Genomic DNA, 22,549 nt, shown 5'->3' with positions numbered 1-22,549 from the left:
GGAGCGAATGTGAACATCAGGAACGCATGACGACGGACTCGAACACCCAACCGAACCCGAGCGAAGGGCCGGCCGGCAACGGCGCGCCGCGAGGCCCTGAGACTCCGCCTACTCCGCCCACCCCGCAGCGTCCGCGCGGCGGGCGGCGCGTGCTGCGCTGGCTCGGCGCGCTCGTGCTCGCGGTGGTGCTGATCGTCGTGCTGGCGCTCGGAACGGTCCTCTTCGCGCTGACGACCGAGCGCGGCACGCGCTACGCGTGGCAGGCGGCGACGTCGCTGCTCGGCGGACGGCTCGCGGGCACGCTCGACGGCGGCGCGATCGCGACCGGCCTGCAGCTTCGCGACGTGCGCTGGAAAGACGGCAAGGGCACGGATATCGGCATCGACAGCGTGTCGGGGCGCTGGGCGCTCACGCGCGATCCGCTGCGCTTCACCATCGACTATCTGCATGTCGGAACGATCGACGCGCGCATCGCGCCATCGAACGAGCCGAGCAAAAAGACGCAATTGCCGAACGATTTGCGGCTGCCGATCCAGCTTGCGATCCGCGATTTGAGCGTGGAAAAGCTGCGGCTGCATCAGGGCACGACGACGACCGAATTCTCGCGCCTGCTGTTCAACGGGCGCAGCGACGGCCGGCATCACGAGGCGACGGTCCAGCGCCTCGAAACGCCGTTCGGCTCGGTGACGGCGGCGGCGAAGCTCGACGGCGGCGCGCGGCCATTTCCGCTTACCGGCGACGCCAGCTACGCAGGCAAGCTGAACGGCGAAGCGGTGCAAGTGGGCGCGCGCTTGTCCGGCTCGCTCGAAGACCTGATCGCGGATGTCGATGCGAGCGGCATGAAGCTCGCGGGCCGCGCGCACGTCGAGGCGACGCCCTTCGCCGATGTCCCGCTCAAGCTCGCCATCGTCACGGCGGATCACATCAATCCGCAGGCGTTCAACGCGGGCGCGCCCGCCGCGGACCTCGCCGTGCGCGCTGAAGTGAAGCCGGTGCCGGATTCAAAGGCGTTCGTCGTGAGCGGGCCGGTGTCGATCGTCAACGCGAAGCCCGGTTCCATCGACAAGAAGCTCCTGCCGCTCGTCGACGCGCGCGCCAACGTGCGGCTCGATGCATCGGCGCAAAGCATCACCGACCTCAACGTGCGGCTGCTCAGGCAGGCGACGATCACGGGCGGCGGCTCGCTCGCGGGCGGCAAGGGCCAGTTCGATCTCAAGGTGGCGAGGCTCGATCTGAACGCCATCGAATCGAGCGTGCGTCCGACGGATTTCGCGGGGCCGGTCAACGTCGCGCTCGCCGGCGACACGCAGAACATCAGCGTCGATCTGAACGATCCGAAAGCGGCGATTCGCGCGCAGGCCAAGGTCCGGCTCGACCCGAAAGCGACCACGCTCGACGCCGTGAAGCTCGTCGTCGGAAAGGGCCGCGTGGAGGCGAGCGGGGCGCTCAAGAAAGACGCGCATTCGAGCTACGACGTGAAGGCGAAATTCATCGACTTCAATCCGCTTTTGCTCACGCAGCAACTCGTCGCGCAAAAACCCGCGCCGAAGAAAGCCGCGGCGTCGCGCCCAATCGACGCGCGCGTGAACGGCACGCTCGCGGCGTCCGGCATGCTCGCGCCGACGCTCACGGCCAAGGCCACCTTCAAGCTCGACGACAGCATGTACGACAACCTGCCGCTCACCGGCGCGGGAACCGTGCAGGTCGCCGGCACGCGCCTTTTGCCGAGCGCGGCCAAGCTCTCGGTGGCGGGCAACGATGTCGAACTTAACGGCAGCTTCGGCGCGGCGGGCGACCGGCTGCGCTTTCGCGTCGATGCGCCGCGTCTCGAACGGCTCGGCTTCGGGCTCGCGGGCGCGGTGAAAGCGGACGGCGATCTGACCGGCTCGCTCGCGCATCCGAACGTGGCGGCGAACTATCAGGCCGATGGCGTCGTGTTCGGCGCGAATCGCCTCGGTCATGCCGAAGGCCGCGCCGATATCCGCGATGGCGCGAACGGTCCGCTCGTCTTCACGCTGAAGGCGCGCGACGCGAGCGCATCGGGCGTCGAAGTGGCCGCGCTCGACGCGAATCTCAACGGCACGCGCATGCATCACACGCTCGGCGTGACCGCGACCGGCAAGGTGCAGGGTCAGCCCGTGAATCTCGCGCTCGACGCGAACGGCAAGTTCACCGACGCGCCCGACGGCCCGCACTGGGACGGCACCATCACGAAGCTATCGAACAAGGGCACGCCTTCGGTGAATCTCGAATCGCCGCTGTCGGTGAGTTATGGGCCGAAGCGCATCGTGCTCGGCGCGACGCGGCTCGTCGCGGAAGGCGCGGCGCTGAATCTGAAGTCGTTCGCGCTGGAAAACGGGCGGATCGAGTCGGCGGGCACGCTCACGAATCTCTCCGTGCCGCGTTTGCTCGACGTGCGGCGCGAAATGACCGGCGAGGAAGCGTCGATCCGCACCGACCTCATTTTCGACGGCGACTGGAACTTCTCGCTCGGCGCGACGGCGACCGGCTACGCACAGCTCAGGCGGCGTGGCGGCGACGTGACCTTCGACGGCACGCGCGGCGTCGCGGCGCTCGGCATTTCGGATATCGCCGCGCGCGCCGATTTCACCGGCGGCAACCGCCTGAACGCGACGCTGCACGCGCAGGCAAGCCGCATCGGGGCCATCGACGCGAACGTGCACACCACGCTCGTCGCACGCGACGGCATCCTGACCGTGGCCGACGAAGCGCCGCTTTCCGGCGCCATCGACGCGAACATTCCCGAACTTCGCACGACGGGCGGCCTCCTCGGCGCGAACTATTTGCTCGGCGGCAGGCTCGCGCTCAAGCTGACGATCGCCGGCATCGTCGCGAAGCCGAATTTGTCGGGATCGCTCACCGGCGACAATGTTTCCGCAACGGTCGTCGATCAGGGCGTGCAACTGAAGGACGGCATCATCCGCATCGCGCTGTCGGAGAATCTCGTCGATTTCCGGCAAGTGGAGTTCCACGGCGCGAGCGGCACGCTGCGCGCGACCGGCAAGGTGCGCCTCGACCAGCAGCAGCCGGATCTGACCGCGAGCATCATCGCGGACAAGCTGGAACTCTTCGCGTCGCCGGATCGCGAACTGATGCTCTCGGGCAGCGCGAGCATCGCGAACGCCGGCTTGCAAGGCGGCATGGCGATCAACGGCAAGTTCACGGTCGATCACGCGCTCTTCGACTTGCCGGAAAGCTCCGCGCCCTCGCTCGGCGACGACGTCGTGATCGTGCGTCCCGACGGCACCGTGAAGGGCGAAAACGGCAAGGAGATGGTCGCGGCAACCGAGAAACCGGTCGGGCCGTTCACGCCGCGCGCGAACGTCGACATCGATCTCGGGCAGCGATTCCGCTTCAAGGGCGCGGGCGCGGACCTCGGGCTCGCGGGGACGATCACGGCGACGAGCGCGCCGAACATGCCGCTGCGCGCGGTCGGCAACGTGCGCGTGACGCCGGGTTCCACCTACACGGCGTTCGGGCGCAAGCTCAACATCGAGAACGGCTTTTTCACGTTCAACGGGCCGGTGGCGAATCCGGGGCTGAACATTCTCGCGATGCGGCGCAATCAGGAAATCGAAGCGGGCGTGCAGGTGACGGGCACCGTTCAGTCGCCGGTGGCGAAGCTGATTTCGGAGCCGAACGTGCCGGACAACGAAAAGCTGTCGTGGCTGCTCTTCGGGCACGGCACGGATCAGGGCAACAACATCGGCCAGCAGAGCGCCATGACGAGCGCGCTCGCGCTGCTCGGCGGTTCGAGCGGCAAGCGCATCGCGCAGACGTTCGGACTCGACGAGTTCTCCATCGGTTCGAGCGAAGTCGGGCTGACCGACCCGCAGGTCGTGCTGATCTCGAAGGCGATCAACGAGCGGCTCGTGCTCGGCTACGAGCAAGGGCTGCAATCGGCGAGCAACGCGATCAAGGCGACACTCAGCCTCTCGCGCTTCTGGTCGGTGACGGCGTATGGCGGCACGTATCAGGGCGTCGATCTGTCGTACACACGGCGATTCAACTCGTGGATGCGGCTCTTTTCGTCGTCAACGCGCGGTTCGTCGTCGGCGGCGCAACCGACTTCGGCATCGACGAGCGCGCCGGCGGGGGCGTCGTCCGTGGAATTCGAGCCGAACGACTAGCGCGCAGAAAAGCAAAAAGGGCACGCGGTTGCCCCGCGTGCCCTTCGTTTCGCCCGGCGAATGCCGCTTACTTGACGCGCATGCCCGGCTTCGCGCCGCCATGCGGCTCCAGAATGTACAGGCCCGGCTCGGCTTTTTCGTCGGCGGCGGAAGCGGCGAGCACCATGCCTTCGGACATGCCGAACTTCATCTTGCGCGGCGCGAGATTCGCGACCATCACCGTGAGTTTGCCGATCAGGTCCTGCGGCTGATACGCCGACTTAATGCCGGAGAACACGTTGCGCGTCTTCTCTTCGCCGATATCGAGCGTCAGTTGCAGCAGCTTGTCGGAGCCTTCGACCGCCTTGCAATCGACGATCTTCGCGATGCGCAGATCGACCTTCGCGAAATCGTCGATGGCGATCACGCCGGCTTCTTCCTGCTTTGCTTCTTGCTTTGCTTCTTTCTTGGCGCTCGCCTTGGGCGCGGATGCGGCCGCGGCTTGCGGCGCCGCCGGTTGCAGCGACTCGCGGTTCGCGGCGAGCAGCGCTTCGATCTGCTTCGGGTCGACGCGCGTCGTCAGATGCTTGTACGCGTTGATCGCGTGCGCCGACGACAGCGGACGGTCGGCATCGGTCCAGACGAGCGGCGCGATGCCAAGGAAAGCCTCGACAGATTCGACGAGCTTCGGCATCACCGGCTTGAGCGCAAGCGACAGCAGGCGGAACGCTTCGAGACTCACGCTGCACGTCTCATGCAGCGCGACGGCGTTGGCCGGATCTTTCGCCTGTTCCCACGGCTTCGCGGTATCGACGTAGGCGTTGACGGCATCGGCGAGTTCCATCGTCGTGCGCAGCGCGCGGCCGTATTCGCGCGATTCGTAATACGCCGCGATCTGCGCAATCGCGCCGCGCAGTTGCGCGATGAGCGGATGCTGCATCGCGCTGTCCTGCACGCGGCCGTCGAAGCGCTTGATGAGAAAGCCCGCCGCGCGGCTCGCGATATTCACGTACTTGCCGACGAGATCGCTGTTCACGCGCGCCTGGAAGTCTTCCAGATTCAGGTCGATGTCTTCCATCGTGCTGTTGAGCTTGGCCGCGAAGTAATAACGCAGCCACTCGGGGTTGAGGCCCGTGTCGATCACGCTCTGCGCCGTGATGAACGTGCCCCGCGACTTCGACATCTTCGCGCCGTCCACGGTCAGAAAGCCGTGCGCGAACACGTTCGTCGGCGTGCGATGGCCGGAGAATTGGAGCATCGCGGGCCAGAAGAGCGTGTGGAAATACAGAATGTCCTTGCCGATGAAGTGATACTGCTCCGTCTTCGAATCCGGCTTCACCCACGCATCGAAGTCCACGCCGATGCGATCCGCCAGATTCCTGAAGCTCGCGTAATAGCCGACGGGCGCATCGACCCAGACGTAGAAGTACTTGCCCGGCGCACCCGGAATCTCGAAGCCGAAGTAAGGCGCATCGCGGGAAATGTCCCAGTCGGCGAGTTTCGCTTCGCCCTTGTCGCCCAGCCATTCGCGCATCTTGTTGGTGGCTTCCGGCTGCGCGAGACCGCCGACCCAGCCGCGCAGGAAGTCTTCGCAGCGCGGGTCGGACAGGCGGAAGAAGTAATGCGTCGATGTCTTGCGGATGGGCGTCGCGCCCGAGACGACCGAATACGGGTTCTTCAGCTCGGTCGGCTGATAGGTGGAGCCGCACACCTCGCAGTTGTCGCCGTACTGGTCTTTCGCGCCGCATTTCGGGCACTCGCCCTTGATGAAGCGGTCGGGCAGGAACATCTCCTTGACCGGATCGTAGGCCTGCTCGATGTCGCGCGCGTCGATCAGGCCGGCTTCCTTGAGCGCGCCGTAGATCGAATCGCACAGCACGCGGTTTTCTTCGGCGTCGGTCGAATAATAGTTGTCGAACGAGATGCCGAAGCTGTCGAAATCGCGCTTGTGCTCTTTCCAGACGCGTTCGATCAGCGCTTTCGGCGTGATGCCTTCGTTCTCGGCGCGCAGCATGATGGGCGTGCCGTGGGTATCGTCCGCGCCGACGTAGTAGACCTCGTGGCCGTGCATTCGCAGCGTCCGAGCCCAGATGTCCGTCTGAATGTATTCGACCATATGGCCGATATGAATCTGGCCGTTCGCATACGGCAACGCGGACGTGACGAGGATCTGGCGGCGGCCGCCCTGATCGGGTGATGCGGCGGCAGTGGCGGAAATCGGTGCTGACATGGAGGCGCGGCCCGGAGGAAGAGCTGGGGTGGGTGAAAAAGGGGAATGTCGATTCTAGCAGGGCGGGGCGATGCGCCGGGCAACGCGGCGCGACGGGCGTTGGGCTGCGGCGGGCAAAACCGCGCGCGCAAAAAAAACCGGGGCTCAATCGGGCCCCGGAGCAACAACGACAAGAGGAGAATGGCAGGCGATGGCCCAGCCACGCACCTACCGTAACGACAGACACGCGCCGCGCCGCCGAGTTTCAAATATTTTTCACGCGCATTGGAAACGGCGGCGGCACACGCTTGTCGCAGCTTTTACTGCACCTGGCCCGGCTGCGCCGTCGCGCGCAGATAGATCTCCACGCGACGATTCTGCGCGCGGCCGGCTTCCGTGGCGTTGTCGGCGATCGGCTGGTTCTGGCCCATGCCCTGTGCCGACAGACGCTGCGCCGGAACGCCGTGCGACGAGATGTAGGACGCCACGCTCTGCGCGCGGTTCTGCGACAGCGTCTGGTTGTACGCGGCCGTGCCGGTGTTATCCGTGTGGCCGACGACGCTCGCGATCAGCTCCGGGTGCTGCTGCAACGTTTGCGTGACGGAGTTGAGAACCGGATCGAACGACGGCTTGATCGCGTAGCTGTTGGTGTCGAACGAGATCGAATTCGGGATGTTGACCTTGAGCGAGCCGTCCTGCTGCTCGGTCACTTGCGTGCCGGTGCCCTTGGAATCGCCCGAAATCTTGTTGCGGATCGCCTGCCAGTTGTAGCCGGTGATGCCGCCGACCGCCGCGCCCGTCGCCGCGCCGATGGCCGCGCCCTTGCCGCCGCCGAAAATCGCGCCGATGCCGGCGCCGGTCGCCGCGCCGACGCCCGTGCCGACGGCCGTGTTGGTGCCTTGCTGGCTTGCGCAGCCTGCGACGAGCGCGCCCGCGACAGCGAAAACGGTCAATTGGGCGGACAAGCGGGTCAACAACTTCGTGTTCATTTTGATCTCCTTTGATTCAACAAGCGTTCGACGTTTTTGCGCCGACAGTGCGAAAGGGTCTTCGGACGGGCTTCCGGGCGAGCCTCTACAATATTGAGAGACGCGGCCGGCTGCCCGCTGCGATGCGTCCCCGGAAAAACAATAGCAGCGGGATAGTGCAGCGCGAAGCGACTCGCGCGCAACGGCCTCTAACAAATACTTTCAATTTCTTCAGTTTGTTGCGCCGCGACGCACGGCGGAAGCAACAGCCGTTCCATGGAGTTTCAATGAGCATTGACCGCGCGCGGATCGATTCCGCACTCGCCACCCTCACCGATCCGAACACCAACCGCAAGTTCGTCGATTCCAAAAGCATCCGCAACGTGTCGGTCGAAGGCGGCAAGGTGTCGGTGAGCGTCGTGCTGGGCTATCCGGCGAAAACGCAGTTCGCGCTGATCGGCAAGCTGGTGGCGGACGCGCTTCGTCAGGTGCCTGGCGTCACCGATACCGCCGTCGACGTTTCTTCGCAAGTCGTCGCGCATGCCGTGCAGCGCGGCGTGAAGCTGCTGCCGAACGTCAAGAACATCATCGCGGTCGCGTCGGGCAAGGGCGGCGTCGGCAAGAGCACGACGGCGACGAACCTCGCGCTCGCGCTCGCGGCGGAAGGCGCGTCGGTCGGCATGCTCGACGCCGACATCTACGGCCCGTCGCTGCCGATGATGCTCGGCATTTCCGGCCGTCCCGAATCGCCCGACAATCAGTCGATGAACCCGCTCGAAGGCCACGGCATTCAGGCGAATTCCATCGGCTTTCTGATCGAGCAGGATAACCCGATGGTCTGGCGCGGCCCGATGGTCACGTCCGCGCTCGAGCAACTGCTGCGGCAGACGAACTGGAAGGACCTCGATTACCTCGTCGTCGACATGCCGCCGGGCACGGGCGACATCCAGCTCACGCTGTCGCAGAAAGTGCCGGTGACGGGCGCGGTGATCGTCACGACGCCGCAGGACATCGCGCTGCTCGACGCGAAGAAGGGCTTGAAGATGTTCGAGAAGGTCGGCATTCCGATTCTCGGCATCGTCGAGAACATGAGCACGCACATCTGCTCGAACTGCGGCCACGAAGAGCACATCTTCGGCGCGGGCGGCGGCGAGCGCATGGCGAAGGAATACGGCGTCGAGATTCTCGGCTCCCTGCCGCTCGACATCTCGATCCGCGAGCGCACCGACGCAGGCCAGCCGACCGTCGTATCGCAGCCCGAAAGCCGCATCGCGGAGACCTATCGCGCGATCGCGCGCCGCGTCGCGATCGCGGTGGCCGAGCGTCAACGCGACATGACTGCGAAGTTCCCGAGCATCGTCGTTCAGAACACCTGATCCGCGGCAAGAGAGCCCGTTTCCCGCGAGCCTTGTGCAGTGCGGCTCGCGGTATCATGTCGCCTTCGAGCCGCGGCAGCGTCGACGCACAGGGCGTCGGCGGGCCGCCGAGAGGATCGCATGAGAGACAGATTCGACGGGCGCTCGCGCCTCGCCCGGTTCGCCTTGCTGGCCTTCGCCGCGTGCAGCGTCCTGCTGGGCGGCTGCGGCATCATCTTCCAGAATCACGAGAAACGCGCGGACGCCGCGCTCACGCCCACGCCCGGCAACACGGCGCGCGGCACGATCACGCTCATCGAGCGCGCGGACGGCGTGCAGGTGTCCTACAGCCTCACCGACATGCCGCCCAATAGCGATCACGCGCTGGAAGTTCACGAGCGCGGCGACTGCATCGCGGTGAACGGCGACGCGAGCCCTGTCTTCGCGCTGCCCTCCGATCGCCGGCGCGCGAGCAGCCGCGTCGAAGGCGAGCTCGGCAACATTCACGCCGACGCGACCGGCTCGGCCACGGGCTTCATCGTCGCGACGGACGTGTCGCTCGACGGCGTGCGCTCGGTCATCTCGCGCGCCATCATGCTTCATCGCGAAGCCACCGACCCCTACGCAGCGAGTCCGCACAACGTGGGTCCGGCGCTTGCGTGCGGCGTGATCCGGCGCTAGCGCGCATCGTCCGGACGGCCGATCTCCCCGCGGGCGTCATTCGCGTAAAATACGCGGTTCGAATTTTCGTCTGGCCGCGCCAAGGCCATGCGCCGTTTCACCGCAGGCAGGCAGCCGCGCGATTCTTGCCGCTGCACGCCTCAAACGTTGGGTAGCGTCCCCTATGAGCATCAAGTCCGACAAGTGGATTCGGCGCATGGCCGAAGAGCACAAGATGATCGAGCCGTTCGTGCGCGATCAGGTGCGCGTGGCCGAGGACGGCCGCAAGATCGTCTCCTACGGCACGTCGAGTTACGGCTACGACATCCGCGTTGCGGACGAATTCAAGATCTTCACGAACATCAATTCGACCATCGTGGACCCGAAGGCGTTCGACGAGAAATCGTTCGTCGACTTCAAGGGCGATGTCTGCATCATCCCGCCCAATTCCTTCGCGCTCGCGCGAACGGTGGAATATTTCCGCATTCCGCGTTCTTGCCTGACCGTGTGTCTCGGCAAGTCCACTTACGCGCGCTGCGGCATCATCGTCAACGTGACGCCGTTCGAGCCGGAATGGGAAGGCTACGTGACGCTCGAATTCTCGAATACGACACCGTTGCCCGCCAAAATCTACGCGAACGAGGGCGTCGCGCAGGTTTTGTTCTTCGAAAGCGATGAAATCTGCGAGACGTCCTACGCCGACCGCGGCGGCAAGTATCAGGGGCAGCACGGCGTGACGCTGCCGAAAACCTGAGCCTCGCATCGTCAGACACGCGCACGCAGTTGAAAGACCGCTGATCCGATGCTCGGGCAGCGGTCGTTCCATTTGGAGATTCGCCTCATGAAGTTCCGTTTTCCCGTCGTCATCATCGACGAAGATTTTCGCTCCGAGAACATCTCGGGTTCCGGCATCCGCGCCCTGGCCGAGGCGATCGAGGGCGAAGGCGCCGAAGTGCTCGGCTTGACGAGCTACGGCGATCTCGCCGCGTTCGCGCAGCAGTCGAGCCGCGCGTCGTGTTTCATCCTGTCGATCGACGACGACGAGCTTTTGCCCTACGCCGACAACGTCGTCGTGGAAGGCGACACGCCCGAGCTTGCATCGGCGATCGTCGCGCTGCGCGCGTTCGTCACGGCCGTGCGCCGACGCAACGCCGACATTCCCATCTTCCTGTACGGCGAAACGCGCACGTCGCGCCATCTGCCGAACGACATCCTGCGCGAACTCCACGGCTTCATCCACATGTTCGAGGACACGCCGGAGTTCGTCGCGCGGCACATCATCCGCGAGGCGAAGGTTTATCTCGACAACCTCGCGCCGCCGTTCTTCAAGGAACTCGTGCAGTACGCGGAGGAAGGCTCGTATTCGTGGCACTGTCCGGGGCACTCGGGCGGCGTCGCGTTCCTGAAAAATCCGCTCGGGCAGATGTTCCACCAGTTCTTCGGCGAGAACATGCTGCGCGCGGACGTGTGCAATGCCGTGGAAGAACTCGGCCAGCTTCTCGATCACACCGGCCCGGTCGCGGCGTCCGAACGCAACGCCGCGCGCATCTTCGGCGCGGATCATCTCTTCTTCGTGACCAACGGCACGTCCACGTCGAACAAGATCGTGTGGCATGCAACCGTCGCGCCGGGCGACATCGTGCTCGTGGACCGCAATTGCCACAAGTCGATCCTTCACGCGATCACGATGACGGGCGCGATTCCCGTGTTCCTCACGCCGACGCGCAATCACTTCGGCATCATCGGGCCGATTCCGCGCGACGAGTTCAAGCCGGAGAACATCCGCCGGAAGATCGAGGCGAATCCGTTCGCGCGCGAGGCGCTCGCGAAGAATCCGAAGGTGAAGCCGCGCATCCTGACCATCACGCAGAGCACGTATGACGGCGTGGTCTACAACGTCGAAATGATCAAGGACTTGCTCGGCGACATGCTCGACACGCTGCATTTCGACGAAGCGTGGCTGCCGCACGCCGAGTTCCATTCGTTCTATCAGGACATGCACGCCATCGGCGCGGGCCGCCCGCGCACCGGCGCGCTCGTGTTCGCGACGCACTCCACGCACAAACTGCTCGCGGGCATTTCGCAGGCGTCGCAGATTCTCGTGCAGGACTCGGAGAACAGCACGTTCGACCGCCATCGTTTCAACGAGGCGTATCTGATGCATACGTCGACGTCGCCGCAGTACGCGATCATCGCGTCGTGCGATGTCGCCGCCGCGATGATGGAAGCGCCGGGCGGTCCGGCGCTCGTCGAGGAATCGATCGCGGAGGCGCTCGATTTCCGCCGCGCGATGCGCAAGGTCGATGCCGAATACGGCGACGACTGGTTCTTTACGGTCTGGGGCCCGGACGCGCTGGCGGACGAGGGCATCGGCGACCGGGAGGACTGGATGCTGAAGCCGAACGACCGCTGGCACGGCTTCGGCGCGCTCGCGCAAGGCTTCAACATGCTGGACCCGATCAAGGCGACGATCATCACGCCGGGGCTGGATGTGGACGGCGAGTTCGGCGAAAGCGGCATTCCGGCCGCGATCGTCACGAAGTATCTGGCCGAGCACGGCATCATCGTGGAGAAGACGGGGCTTTACTCGTTCTTCATCATGTTCACGATCGGCATTACGAAGGGCCGCTGGAACTCGATGGTCACCGAGCTTCAGCAGTTCAAGGACGACTACGACAACAACCAGCCGCTGTGGCGCGTGCTGCCGGAGTTCATCGCGCAGCATCCGTCGTATGAGCGCATCGGCCTGCGCGATCTGTGCGAGCAGATTCACAGCGTCTATCGCGCGAACGACATCGCGCGGCTCACGACCGAGATGTACCTGTCGAGCATGGAGCCGGCGATGAAGCCGTCCGAAGCGTATGCGAAGCTCGTGCACCGCGAGATCGACCGCGTGCCTATCGACGAACTCGAAGGCCGCGTGACGAGCATTCTGCTCACGCCGTATCCGCCGGGCATTCCGCTTCTGATTCCCGGCGAGCGTTTCAATCGCACGATCGTCGATTATTTGCGCTTCGCGCGCGAATTCAACGAGCGCTTCCCCGGCTTCCATACGGATATCCACGGGCTCGTCGGCGAGATGATCAACGGGCGCATCGAGTATTTCGTCGATTGCGTGCGGGATTGACGTTCCGCTTGCTCCAAAAGAAAACGGCCCGCGAGGGCCGTTTCTTTTGGCTGCCCGATAAACGCGCGGCGCTTACAGCAAGCCTTCCGCTTTCATCGCCGCCTGCACCGACGCGCGCGCACCCACGCGCGCCTGATACGCGGGAAGCGCCGGCCACTTGTTCAGATCGAGATCGATGAACGTCGCCCAGCCGAGCACGGTGAAGAGGTACGCATCGCCGATGCCGAACTCGTCGCCGAGAATGTACTGCTTGTCGTCGAGGTGCTTCGCGACGTAGGCGAGGCGGCGCTCGAGATTGGCCATCGCAGCCGCTTTCCAGTCGCTCGAGGCGGCCGGGTTGAAGAACGGCGTGAAGTTCTTGTGCAGTTCGGTGCCGATGAACGTCAGCCACCCTTGCAGGCGATAACGCGACATCGCATCCGCGAGCGGCGCGAGATGCTTGGCCGGCACCTGATCCGCGATGTACTGCATGATGGCCGGGCCTTCGGTCAGCACTTCGCCGTTGTCGAGTTGCAGCGCCGGCACGTAGCCTTTCGCGTTGATCGCCGTGAAGTCCGCGCCGCTCGCGGTCAGCTTCGTCTTGAGATCGACGGCTTCGATTTCATAAGGCAGGCCCGATTCTTCGAGGACGATATGCGAGGCAAGCGAACACGCGCCGGCTTTGTAGAACAGTTTCAAGTCAGATTCTCCGTGAAAAAACCGCGAGAAATTATGACTGAGATTGCGCCGATGACGCACGCGCGCCGTTGAAATTAACTGTGTCTTGAAGCGAGCACAGCAGCGCCTCAGTCGAGGATGTAGCCCGGCGCGGCGGACGGCGGCGCGGGCGCGCGCTCGAACGCGGGATCGGCCACCATGTCGTGCAGCGCGGCTTCGAGCGTGTCGCACATGGCATTCAGCGCGAGATCGTTCTCTTCGAGGCCGAACGGGTCTTCGATCTGCGCGGCGATCGCCTCCAGCGCCATGAACGCATACGCGACGAGCAGCGCGAAAAGCGGCGTGAGCAGACCCGCGCCATCGACGAGACCGAAGGGCAGCAGCACGCAGAAGAGATAAATCGTGCGGTGGATCATCACCGAGTAGGAGAAGGGCAGCGGCGTCGACGTGAGCCGCTCGCATCCGCCGATGACCGACGACAGCGCGTTCAGGTTCTCGTCGATGGCGAGCATCGCGTAGCCGTCGAGCGCGCCTTCGCGCTTCCGGCCAGCGACCCATTCGCCTAGCCACAGCAGAATCAGCGCCGGTTTGTACCGCGCGGCGGCCACGCGCGCGTTCAGTTCCGGCGGCAGGCGCGGCGCGAGATCGGCGGATGCGTCGGTGCCGCGCAACTGATGCCGCAGCGCATGCGCCAGCGCGCCGATCGCGGCGATGAACTGCCGCGTGCCGGCGGCATCGCGCGGATGCGGCATCGACAGCGCCTGGCGCGCGAGCGAGCGCGCCGTGATGACGAGCGAGCCCCACAGCTTGCGGCCTTCCCACCAGCGGTCGTAGCTCGCGCTATTGCGAAAGCCGAGAAAGACGGCGAGCGCAATGCCGACGAGCGCGAACGGCGGCGTGCCGAGGCCGATCGGATAGTGCCGCATGTGGTCGTGCATGAAGATCGCCGCGACGGAGAGCGCAAAGATGAGCGCGAGACGCGGCAACAATTGCGGCAGCACGGAGCCGCGCCAGACGAACAGCATGCGGAACCAGTGCAGCTTCGGGCGAATGATCATGTCGAATGGCTACGGAACGGTTCCGAGATTATCCCGGAAATGACGGGCGATGCACGACGCCCGGCCTGCGCGTGCTCGCTTTTCGAATGCGCGGACGCGATCAGAAACCAACCGTCGCGGTCACCGTGTCCGTGTACGTGCCAGCCGGTTGCGACGTCTGCGCGGGTACCTGACCGTACACCGTGAGCGTTTGCGGCGTGCCGTTTCCCGTGCCGGCGCCGGTGCTCGTCCCTAGCGTGCCGTCGCCCCAAAGCTGCGTCCAGGCAGCGTCGCGGTAAAGCTGATAGTTGACCGTCTTGCCGTCTGCGGTCGTGAGTTTGCGCAAGGCGACCGTGCCGCCAGGCGTCGTTCCCGCATCGAGCGCGACGGTGTACGGCGCGCCGCTCACGCAGGTGACTTGCAGCGTCGTGTTGGCCCGCACCGGCTGGTTCAGCACCCCCGCAGCGGGAAAGTTGAGCGGCTGCGCGACGATGTTGCAATCCGCGATGACCGATGCCGTCACGGTGAACCCCGCTGTGAAGACAGGCGAATTCGTCGCCATGCAGTTAGGCGGCGTGCCCGTATAGCCGACGTAGACGAACATCGTGTCGCTGGTGGCGAACACGCGCGAGTAACTGCCTGCCGGCAGATTCGTCTGGCCGCCGCTGACGCGCCCGTACATCGTCAGCGAGGTCGATGCGTTTCCGCCTGTCACGGGCAGATCGACGCTGACGAGCGGCGGGTTGCCGGACGAATAATACGAGCCCCACAAGGTCTGATGCGTCGGATCGGAGAAGATGTTGTAGGCGATCTGCTGACCCGAAGGTCCGGGCAGATACTTCTGCGTCCACGCGTCGCCGACCGGCTTGCCGAGGCTCATGCACAGCCGCACGTAAGGCGTCGAATAGCCGGTGCAGTTGGCGTTGATCGTTCCGACGGCGTCCGTCGGCCCGCCATTGAGCGTGCTGACGTTGCCGAACGCGATGTTGCTTGCCGTGAACACGCAGCTTTGCGCCAGGGCGACGCGGGGCGCGAGCCACGACAGGAGGCACAGCACGAGCACACGCAGGCACGCGCGCCTGCGGCTACCGCTGATTCCCGGCATGGTGTTCCTCCACGAGTGACAGGAAGCGGCGCCGCGACGCATCACGACCCCGCCTTCTGTCGCGCGCGCGGCAAACGATCGGTCCGAGCTGCGGCATCGTGCTTGCGCTCGCCGGATCGAAGGGCACGCTGGCGTCGCAGTCCGCATGCTTGCCGCTGATCGTGATTGCATTGTTCGCGTCGAGCCGCTCGAAGAACGCAATGCCGTCGTATCCGACGACGGCTTGCGCGCCCGTCGCCGTCACCGTCGCGACACTGCCTGCGGGAAGCGGCTTGCCGTCGTCATCGACGAAACGCACTGACGCCCCTTCGTAGCGCCGCATGCCGAAGCGCGCCAGTACGCCCGAGCGCCGCTGCGGCGCGACTTCGAGCCGGGTGCGGTCGATCATCGCGTCGGCGGGCAGCGCGAGCGGATCGATCGCCAGCTGGTTGCGCTGGTTCGACAGCAGATCGGGCGTCAGCAGATAGCCCCGCGCATTGGTCTCGCCGATCAGGCGATTCTCCTGCAAGACAGGCACGTTCGCGACGCCGTCCGTGGCGACGAGCGCGAAGCTGTCCGCGAGCGTGCGCGAGGCCAGCACCGCGCCGTTCGTCACGACGAGCGCGCCGGCGGCCTGCGCGGTCGTCGTGGTGACGCCATTGAAGCGTTGCGCGGTCGCGAAGAAGTCGCCGAAGCTCGCGCGATAGTTGGCCCCGGCGAACGCATGCCGATATTGCGCGCCCGCGCCGCCCTGGACGGCCCAGCCCCAGCCGCCGCTGAAATCGGCGGGGCGCGAGGCGTTGACTTCGGCGCTCGCATGACCGCCCGATTGCGACACCGTCGCGGTCATCGACGTGCTTGCGCCCAGCGCGAACGTGATGCCGACCGAGCCGCCATACACGTTGCGTTGCGCGAAGTCGCGATAGACGCTCGCGAACAGCGACCAGCGCCGCCCGAGCTGTGCGCTATAGCCGAGCGTGACGACGCGCGCCGCGCCCGTGAACTCGTCTTTCGAGTCGATGTAGCTGAGCGTCGCCGACTGCCGGTCCAGCAAGGACATCGATACGCTCGCCTGATACAGATGCTCGAAGATCGTTCCGCCGCCGAGCGATGCGATGTCGCGATAGCCCGGCGTCGCGTGCGCGCCTTGCAAGTTCACCGAGAAGCGCGGGCCGATGTACTGATACCCGATGCTCGCCAGCCCGCCCGTCGATCCCGCGCCGTTGCTGCCGGCCGCGGCCAGATTCACCACGCCCGCGTCGCCCAGGCGGAGCACCGCGCCCGCGCCCCCGTTGCGCAGGTTCTTCGCGGTTTCGGCGTGCGCCTGGAGCGTAAGCCAGTCGCTTGCGCCGTAGCTGAAGCTGCCGCTGAATATCGGCGAAGAATCGTAGGACCACGAACGCAGCGCGTAATCCTCGCGCAGAAAGCCGATGTCGATCGAATAATCGTAAAGCCCTTTGGCGAGCAGGCGCGTATCGACGTAGAGCGGCACGCTCGTGGTCACGCGGCGTCCGAGCGCATCGGTGACGACGACCTGCGCGACGCCCGCGCCCGTAAGACTCGGCCGCTGCGCGATCTGGAAGGGCCCCGGCGGGACGTTGCCGTTGTACTGGCGCAGCCCGTTGATGTACAGATCGACCGCCGACGGCACGGCGGCCGAGCCCGCGAACATCGGCAGGGGATAGGTGATGAGATCGGGCCGCAGCGTGAAATCGCGCTGGATCTGAATGCCGCCGTAACGCACCGACCGCGACCAGGGCAGCGACCCGGAGATCGCATCGCCGACGGTCATCGAGAAAAGCGTCGTAGCGTTGGAATACGTCCAGTTGGTATCGAGCCGCGTGTAGCGATTGGCGCCGGTTCCGTCGAGCCAGGTTCCGGTGTTGTCGAAGACGCCGAACGGCGTGAAGAGCCGCTGTTCGCTCCAGACGCCCAATTGGCTGCCGGATGCCGTGCCCATCGAACGCTGATAGGTCGCGTCGTAGTTCAGCACGAATCCGGTGCCCGGCGTCGCCTTCGGCACCGCCGGCATCGCATAGCCGATGCGCCGCGCCACTTGCCGTTCCGTCGTCACGTCCAGCACGGCTTGTTGCTGCGCGATCGCGTAGGTCGCGCGCACCCCCGGAATGGACGACAACGCGATCCAGCCGTCCGGCCCCGGCCGGATGTCCTCGATGCGCAGGCCCGCGTCGGTCAGCGTCTGCGGCTCTGCGTACAACTGGCCGCCGCGCAACTCGAACGCGGACGGCGAATCCGTATGCGTGCCGTTGATGACGATTTCGAGCACCAGCGTCTGGTCTTGCGAAACGTTTTGCGAAGCGGGAGCCGGCAGGAAGGCCGGTGCGTCCGCTGGACCCGTCAACTGCGCGAGGGTCGGCTGGCATGCCGCCGAAAGCGCCAGCGCGCCCGGCGCCATCCACCGGCGCCGCTGGCGCCGCCTGCCGCACGTGACGGATCGTATGCTCATCGCAGCGAGCCTCGCGTCGCGTCGCGCGCGACGCGTCAGCGCGCGGCCGGGGTCAGCGAGGCTTTGAGGGCGCTGCCGTTGACCGTCGCCGATACTTCGCGGGCGTTGCCGCGCGCGGCCCCGGTGAGCGGCCACACGCGCGCGCGTCCCGGCAGCACGTAGCCGAGCAGTCCGGCGGCGATCGGCACGCTCGCGCCGTTCACTTCGAGCGATACCGCGCTCAATCGCGCATGAACCGTCCCGCTGTTCGCGACCCGCAAGAAGGGCTGGCCGTTCTTCTCGATGATCGACCAGCTCAAATCGAATGTGCCTCTACTGCCGTCCGGCTCGACGAACAGCGGCACGGAATAGCGAAAGCGAAACTGCACGCCTTGCGATGCGGCGTCGGTCGTCGGCAACTCGTCGATCAACAGCCGGTACGCGCGCTCCTGCGTCGCCGTTTCCTGGCCGGTGCGAATCAAACGGATGACCTGCGCGCCGCCAGCCGGCACTTCGGCGATGGGCGGACTGGCAAGCAGATCGCGAGTCGGTTCGAGATGGTCTTCGTCGTTGGCCTGATCCCATGTGAAGACCCGTACTTGCGCATGAATGGCCTGGTCGCCGGCGTTGCGCAGATTGATGACTTGGCCGGCTTCGTTTGCATGAAGCTGAATGGAGACGGGCGAAATCTGCAACGATGCCGCGAAACACAGCGACGACCCGCAGATGAGCGCGAACAGGACGGCTCTTGCGCGCGCGAGCGTGATCTGCATGCGACCCCCGCTATGAGACATTCGATGACGTCCACGGATAATGTTTCTTCGCTGTTAACGCAAGCGCCCCGCGCGTGGGCGGGGCGTCGGTAGCCGGGAGTCGGTGGCGCAGTTGCCGGTCGCCGCCGCTCAGAAGGCGACGGTGGCCGTGACCGTCGATAGATAGTTGTCCGCAACGGGTGTCGCTTGCGTCGGCACGCGGCCGTAGACGGTGAGGGTCTGAGCCGCGCCGTTACCGGTGCCGGAAGCCGTGTTGGTGCCGATCGTGTTGCCCCATACCTGTGTGCGCGCGGCATCGAGATATAGGTTGTATTGCACCTGGCCTGTCGCTGCCGTGTTGGCCATTTTGCGCTGCGCGATCGTCGAGCCGGACACCGTCCCCGCGTCGAGCGCGACGGTGTACGGCGTGCCCGTCGTGCAGGTCACGCTCAGGTTCGTCGACTGGTCGATGTTGTTCGCAAGCACGCCCGTCGTGCCGAAACTGAGCGGATTCGCGCTGATCTGACAGTCGTTCTGGATGGTGAGCGAAACCTGAAACGAAGCCGTCTTGCTGCCCGCGAACGAACTCGGCGAAACGACGATGGCGGCGGCCATTACTGCTGCGGCGGCGATGTGCGTGAAGGTACTCTTCATTGAAACGATCTCTCGATAAACGGTGAACGGTGCGTCACGGCTGTCTTTCTGGCCGTTTGCAATGCCTTGATGCGACCCGCACAGCTTATTGAGATGTAGATCGGAGTTGAATGAGACGAATCTCAAGCAACGCTCCGAAACGTTGACTGCTCTGTTCACGAAACTGAAGCAGTGAAGGCGCCGTGTGTCGTGACGAAAAAAAAGGCGGCCCGAGCGGACCGCCTTCGACAGGCATCACGGCAGAGAAGCGCGTTCAAAGCGCTTCGCGCGCCGCCTTCGCCGCCGCGCGCACCTGATCCGGCGCGGTGCCGCCCGGGTGATTGCGGCTCGCGACCGAGCCTTCGAGCGTCAGATAGTCGAAGACGTCCTCGCCGATGAGATGCGCCACGTTCGGCAACTCGATGCGCATGGCTTCCAGCGACAAATCCGCGAGGTCGCAGCCGCGATCGTCGCAGATGCGCACCGCGTGGGCGACCGCTTCGTGCGCATCGCGAAAGGGCAGGCCGCGCTTCACGAGATAGTCCGCGAGATCGGTGGCGGTCGAGAAGCCTTGCAGCGCCGCCGCGCGCATGTTCTGCGGCTTCACCGTGATGCCCGCCGCCATTTCCGCGAAGATGCGCAGCGTGTCCGCGACCGTATCGACGGTATCGAAGAGCGGTTCCTTGTCTTCCTGATTGTCCTTGTTGTACGCGAGCGGCTGGCCTTTCATGAGCGTGAGCAGCGCCATCAGATGCCCGTTCACGCGGCCCGTCTTGCCGCGCGCGAGTTCGGGCACGTCGGGATTCTTCTTTTGCGGCATGATCGACGAACCCGTGCAGAAGCGGTCCGCCAGATCGATGAAGCCGACGCGCGGGCTCATCCACAGCACGAGTTCTTCGGAAAAGCGCGAGACGTGCGTCATGACGAGCGCAGCGGCCGCCGTGAATTCGATTGCGAAGTCGCGATCGGACACGGCGTCGAGCGAATTCGCGCAGATGCCGTCGAAACCGAGCGCGGCGGCCACCGCGTGGCGGTCGATCGGATAGCTCGTGCCCGCGAGCGCCGCCGCGCCGAGCGGCAGACGGTTCACGCGCTTCCTGCAATCGCGCATGCGCTCGGCATCGCGCGCGAACATTTCGACATACGCGAGCAGGTGATGCCCGAACGTCACCGGCTGCGCGACCTGCAAGTGCGTGAAGCCCGGCATGATGGTGTCGGCGTGCTTCTCCGCCATGTCGATGAGCGCGCCGCGCAGGTCGTTCAGCAGGCCGCCGATGCGGTCGATCTCGCCGCGCAGCCACAGGCGGATGTCGGTCGCGACCTGGTCGTTGCGCGAGCGGCCGGTGTGCAGGCGCTTGCCCGCATCGCCGATCAATGCCGTCAGCCGCGCCTCGATGTTCAGATGCACGTCTTCGAGATCCAGCTTCCATTCGAACTCGCCGCGCTCGATTTCGCCCTTGATCTGCGCCATGCCGCGCTCGATGGCCGCGAGATCGTCCGCGCCGATGATCTTCCGCGCCGCGAGCATCGACGCATGCGCGAGCGAGCCTTGAATGTCGACGAGCGCGAGCCGCTTGTCGAAAAACACCGACGACGTGTAGCGCTTGACGAGCTCGGACATCGGCTCGGAGAAGCGAGCCGACCAGGCTTCGCCTTTTTTGTGGAGTTGGGACGTCATCGTGATTTTTCCGGCGGTTCGGGCTTCGGGAGGGCTTCAGGAAGGCGACAATTTTAACATTTCACACTATTCGGACCCGACCAGAATAACCAGCTTCAGGTCCTCCCGATGCGCGGGCTTGAACGTGATCTGATTGAAGACCACGCGTCCGCGCGACGGATGATCGAACGCGCGCTCGCCGCCTTCGCGCTCGAACACGTCCTGCGAGGCCCAGTAACGCGCGAAGGCGTCGCTCGCGGCGGAAAGCGTGTCGATCAGCGCGCGCGTGGGCGGATCGTTCAGATGGCGGATCGAATCGGCGCGGAATTCGGCGGCGAGACGGCGCGCGCGCGTTTCCCAGTCGACGATCAACGCGCGCGCCGCCGCGGACGTGAACGTGTAGGTGAGGAGATTGCGGTCGTGCTCGCCGTCGAGCCAGCCGACGAACAAGTCGGCGGCGGGCGCATTCCAGCGCAGCGCGTTCCACTGGCGATCGAGCACGTAGGCGGGCGCGCCGATCAAGCCGACCGTCTGCAAAAGCGCGGCGGGCACGTCCTGCGCGGCGGGGTCCGGTTCGGCGGGATCGCGCTGCGCGGCCAATTCGAAGAGATACGCGCGTTCGGCCCGCGACAGTTGCAGCGCGACGGCGATGCGCGCGAGGGCATCGGCGGAAGCGGAGACGGGGCGGCCCTGTTCGATCCACGTGTACCACGTCGGACTCACGCCGCACAGTTGCGCGACTTCCTCGCGGCGCAGTCCCGGCGTGCGGCGGCGCGGGCCGGGCGGCAAGCCCACGGAAAGCGGCGAAAGCCGTTCGCGGTGCGTGCGGATGAAATCGCCGAGCGCGCGCGCGGACGTCTCCGCCGGCGACTCGGCCGGCGACGCGGCCGGTTTGTTATCGGTGTGGCTCATGCGAATGTCGAAGGGCAGGTGCTTTCGATACCAGAATAACTGCTCAACTTGTACCGGTACAACGAGGCGCCTATTGTAGCGGCAGGCCGGCGCTGCGGCCTCTTGTAGACAAGACATCCACCACCGAAGGAGCCCACGATGAAACATCACGATCAGGTGGCCGACGCGTTCGGCTCGACCGCCGCCGCGTATCTCACGAGCCAGGTTCACGCGACCGGCGCCGACCTGGACAATCTCGCGGCGACGTTCGCGGCCACCTGCGGCAACGCGACCGTGCTGGACATGGGCTGCGGCGCGGGCCACGCGAGCTTCGCGATTGCGCCGCATGTGCGGCAGGTGGTGGCTTACGACATCGCGCCGCCAATGCTCGCCACCGTCGAAGCCGTTGCAAAGGCGCGCGCCCTGACGACCATCCGCACGCAGCAGGGCGCCGCCGAGACGCTGCCGTTCGACGACGCCTCGTTCGACTGGGCCGTGAGCCGCATGAGCGCGCATCACTGGCGCGACGTGCCGCGCGCGCTGAACGAAGTCGGCCGCGTGCTGAAACCGGGCGGGCGGCTCAAGTTCATCGATATCGCGGGCATCGACGATCCGCTCTACGACACGCACATTCAGGCGATCGAGATTCTGCGCGATGCGTCGCATGTGCGCGACTATCGCGCCGACGAATGGATCGCGATGCTCGACGCCGCCGGCTTCGACGCGCGCGTGACCGAACGCTGGCGCATTCCGCTGGAATTCGATGCGTGGATTTCGCGCATGCGCACGCCGCCCGAGCGCGCGACGGCGATCCAGTCGATGTGGAAAAGCGCGCCCGACGAAGTGCGCCAGTACTTCAGCGTGAAGGAGGATGGCTCGTTCGAACTCGACGCGCTGATGATCGAGGCGAAGCGGCGCGATTGAACGCCGCTTCGCGCTCGCC

At 65.4% G+C, this 22,549-nt stretch carries 16 protein-coding genes; 6 read left to right on the top strand and 10 right to left on the bottom strand.

Annotated features, from left to right (window positions below):
• Nucleotides 1-26: 26 nt before the first annotated feature.
• Nucleotides 27-4,151 carry a translocation/assembly module TamB domain-containing protein gene (locus LDZ27_RS10790; protein WP_244814078.1) on the top strand — a complete coding sequence of 1,375 codons (4,125 nt, stop codon included), beginning with the start codon at nucleotides 27-29 and terminating at the stop codon, nucleotides 4,149-4,151.
• Nucleotides 4,152-4,218: 67 nt separating this feature from the next.
• Here LDZ27_RS10790 and metG read toward each other — a convergent pair whose 3' ends face one another.
• Together metG and LDZ27_RS10780 are read right to left on the bottom strand one after the other, a co-directional pair.
• A complete protein-coding gene (gene metG / locus LDZ27_RS10785; RefSeq protein WP_244814077.1) occupies nucleotides 4,219-6,360 on the bottom strand; it encodes a methionine--tRNA ligase in 2,142 nt (713 codons plus the stop codon).
• Nucleotides 6,361-6,659: 299 nt separating this feature from the next.
• On the bottom strand, nucleotides 6,660-7,328 hold the full coding sequence (locus LDZ27_RS10780) for an OmpA family protein (protein ID WP_244814076.1): 669 nt from the start codon (nucleotides 7,326-7,328) through the stop codon (nucleotides 6,660-6,662).
• Nucleotides 7,329-7,594: 266 nt separating this feature from the next.
• Here LDZ27_RS10780 and apbC point away from each other — a divergent pair, with 266 nt between their 5' ends.
• From apbC to LDZ27_RS10760, 4 genes are all read left to right on the top strand, one after another.
• Nucleotides 7,595-8,683: an iron-sulfur cluster carrier protein ApbC gene (apbC, locus tag LDZ27_RS10775; RefSeq protein ID WP_244814075.1), complete on the top strand. Its 1,089-nt coding sequence runs from the start codon at nucleotides 7,595-7,597 to the stop codon at nucleotides 8,681-8,683.
• A 120-nt stretch (nucleotides 8,684-8,803) separates the two neighbouring features.
• On the top strand, nucleotides 8,804-9,343 hold the full coding sequence (locus LDZ27_RS10770; RefSeq protein WP_244814074.1) for a superoxide dismutase family protein: 540 nt from the start codon (nucleotides 8,804-8,806) through the stop codon (nucleotides 9,341-9,343).
• A 163-nt stretch (nucleotides 9,344-9,506) separates the two neighbouring features.
• Nucleotides 9,507-10,076 carry a dCTP deaminase gene (gene dcd, locus LDZ27_RS10765; protein WP_014190693.1) on the top strand — a complete coding sequence of 190 codons (570 nt, stop codon included), beginning with the start codon at nucleotides 9,507-9,509 and terminating at the stop codon, nucleotides 10,074-10,076.
• An 87-nt stretch (nucleotides 10,077-10,163) separates the two neighbouring features.
• Entirely contained in the window at nucleotides 10,164-12,449 is a 2,286-nt protein-coding gene (locus LDZ27_RS10760) for an arginine/lysine/ornithine decarboxylase (RefSeq protein WP_244814073.1), read from the top strand.
• Nucleotides 12,450-12,521: 72 nt separating this feature from the next.
• Here LDZ27_RS10760 and gstA read toward each other — a convergent pair whose 3' ends face one another.
• The 8 genes from gstA to LDZ27_RS10720 all read right to left on the bottom strand — a co-directional run bounded on the left by gstA (nucleotide 12,522) and on the right by LDZ27_RS10720 (nucleotide 21,627).
• A complete protein-coding gene (gene gstA / locus LDZ27_RS10755; RefSeq protein WP_244814072.1) occupies nucleotides 12,522-13,127 on the bottom strand; it encodes a glutathione transferase GstA in 606 nt (201 codons plus the stop codon).
• Nucleotides 13,128-13,234: 107 nt separating this feature from the next.
• A complete protein-coding gene (locus tag LDZ27_RS10750; protein ID WP_244814071.1) occupies nucleotides 13,235-14,164 on the bottom strand; it encodes a bestrophin family protein in 930 nt (309 codons plus the stop codon).
• Between the two features lie 100 nt (nucleotides 14,165-14,264).
• Entirely contained in the window at nucleotides 14,265-15,248 is a 984-nt protein-coding gene (locus tag LDZ27_RS10745) for a spore coat protein U domain-containing protein (RefSeq protein WP_244814070.1), read from the bottom strand.
• Nucleotides 15,229-17,694, bottom strand: coding sequence for a fimbria/pilus outer membrane usher protein (locus LDZ27_RS10740; protein ID WP_244814069.1), 2,466 nt, complete (start codon nucleotides 17,692-17,694; stop codon nucleotides 15,229-15,231). Before LDZ27_RS10740 ends, LDZ27_RS10745 begins: the two co-directional genes overlap by 20 nt.
• Before the next feature lie 35 nt (nucleotides 17,695-17,729).
• Nucleotides 17,730-18,446: a molecular chaperone gene (locus LDZ27_RS10735; RefSeq protein WP_244814068.1), complete on the bottom strand. Its 717-nt coding sequence runs from the start codon at nucleotides 18,444-18,446 to the stop codon at nucleotides 17,730-17,732.
• Between the two features lie 129 nt (nucleotides 18,447-18,575).
• The gene (locus LDZ27_RS10730) at nucleotides 18,576-19,079 is read right to left on the bottom strand and encodes a spore coat U domain-containing protein (RefSeq protein WP_244814067.1); all 504 of its coding nucleotides are present in this window, start codon (nucleotides 19,077-19,079) and stop codon (nucleotides 18,576-18,578) included.
• Between the two features lie 253 nt (nucleotides 19,080-19,332).
• The gene (gene argH, locus LDZ27_RS10725; RefSeq protein WP_244814066.1) at nucleotides 19,333-20,736 is read right to left on the bottom strand and encodes an argininosuccinate lyase; all 1,404 of its coding nucleotides are present in this window, start codon (nucleotides 20,734-20,736) and stop codon (nucleotides 19,333-19,335) included.
• Between the two features lie 66 nt (nucleotides 20,737-20,802).
• The gene (locus LDZ27_RS10720) at nucleotides 20,803-21,627 is read right to left on the bottom strand and encodes a helix-turn-helix transcriptional regulator (RefSeq protein ID WP_244814065.1); all 825 of its coding nucleotides are present in this window, start codon (nucleotides 21,625-21,627) and stop codon (nucleotides 20,803-20,805) included.
• Nucleotides 21,628-21,765: 138 nt separating this feature from the next.
• On the opposite strand from LDZ27_RS10720, the gene LDZ27_RS10715 reads away from it, so the two are divergent.
• Nucleotides 21,766-22,530: a class I SAM-dependent methyltransferase gene (locus tag LDZ27_RS10715; protein ID WP_244814064.1), complete on the top strand. Its 765-nt coding sequence runs from the start codon at nucleotides 21,766-21,768 to the stop codon at nucleotides 22,528-22,530.
• Nucleotides 22,531-22,549: the final 19 nt, after the last annotated feature.

Origin of the sequence: Caballeronia sp. Lep1P3, from assembly GCF_022879595.1 — a bacterium.
Classification (GTDB): Bacteria; Pseudomonadota; Gammaproteobacteria; order Burkholderiales; family Burkholderiaceae; genus Caballeronia.
The sequence above is the reverse complement of the archived record's forward strand: the minus strand, read 5'-3'. Positions and strand labels throughout refer to the sequence as shown.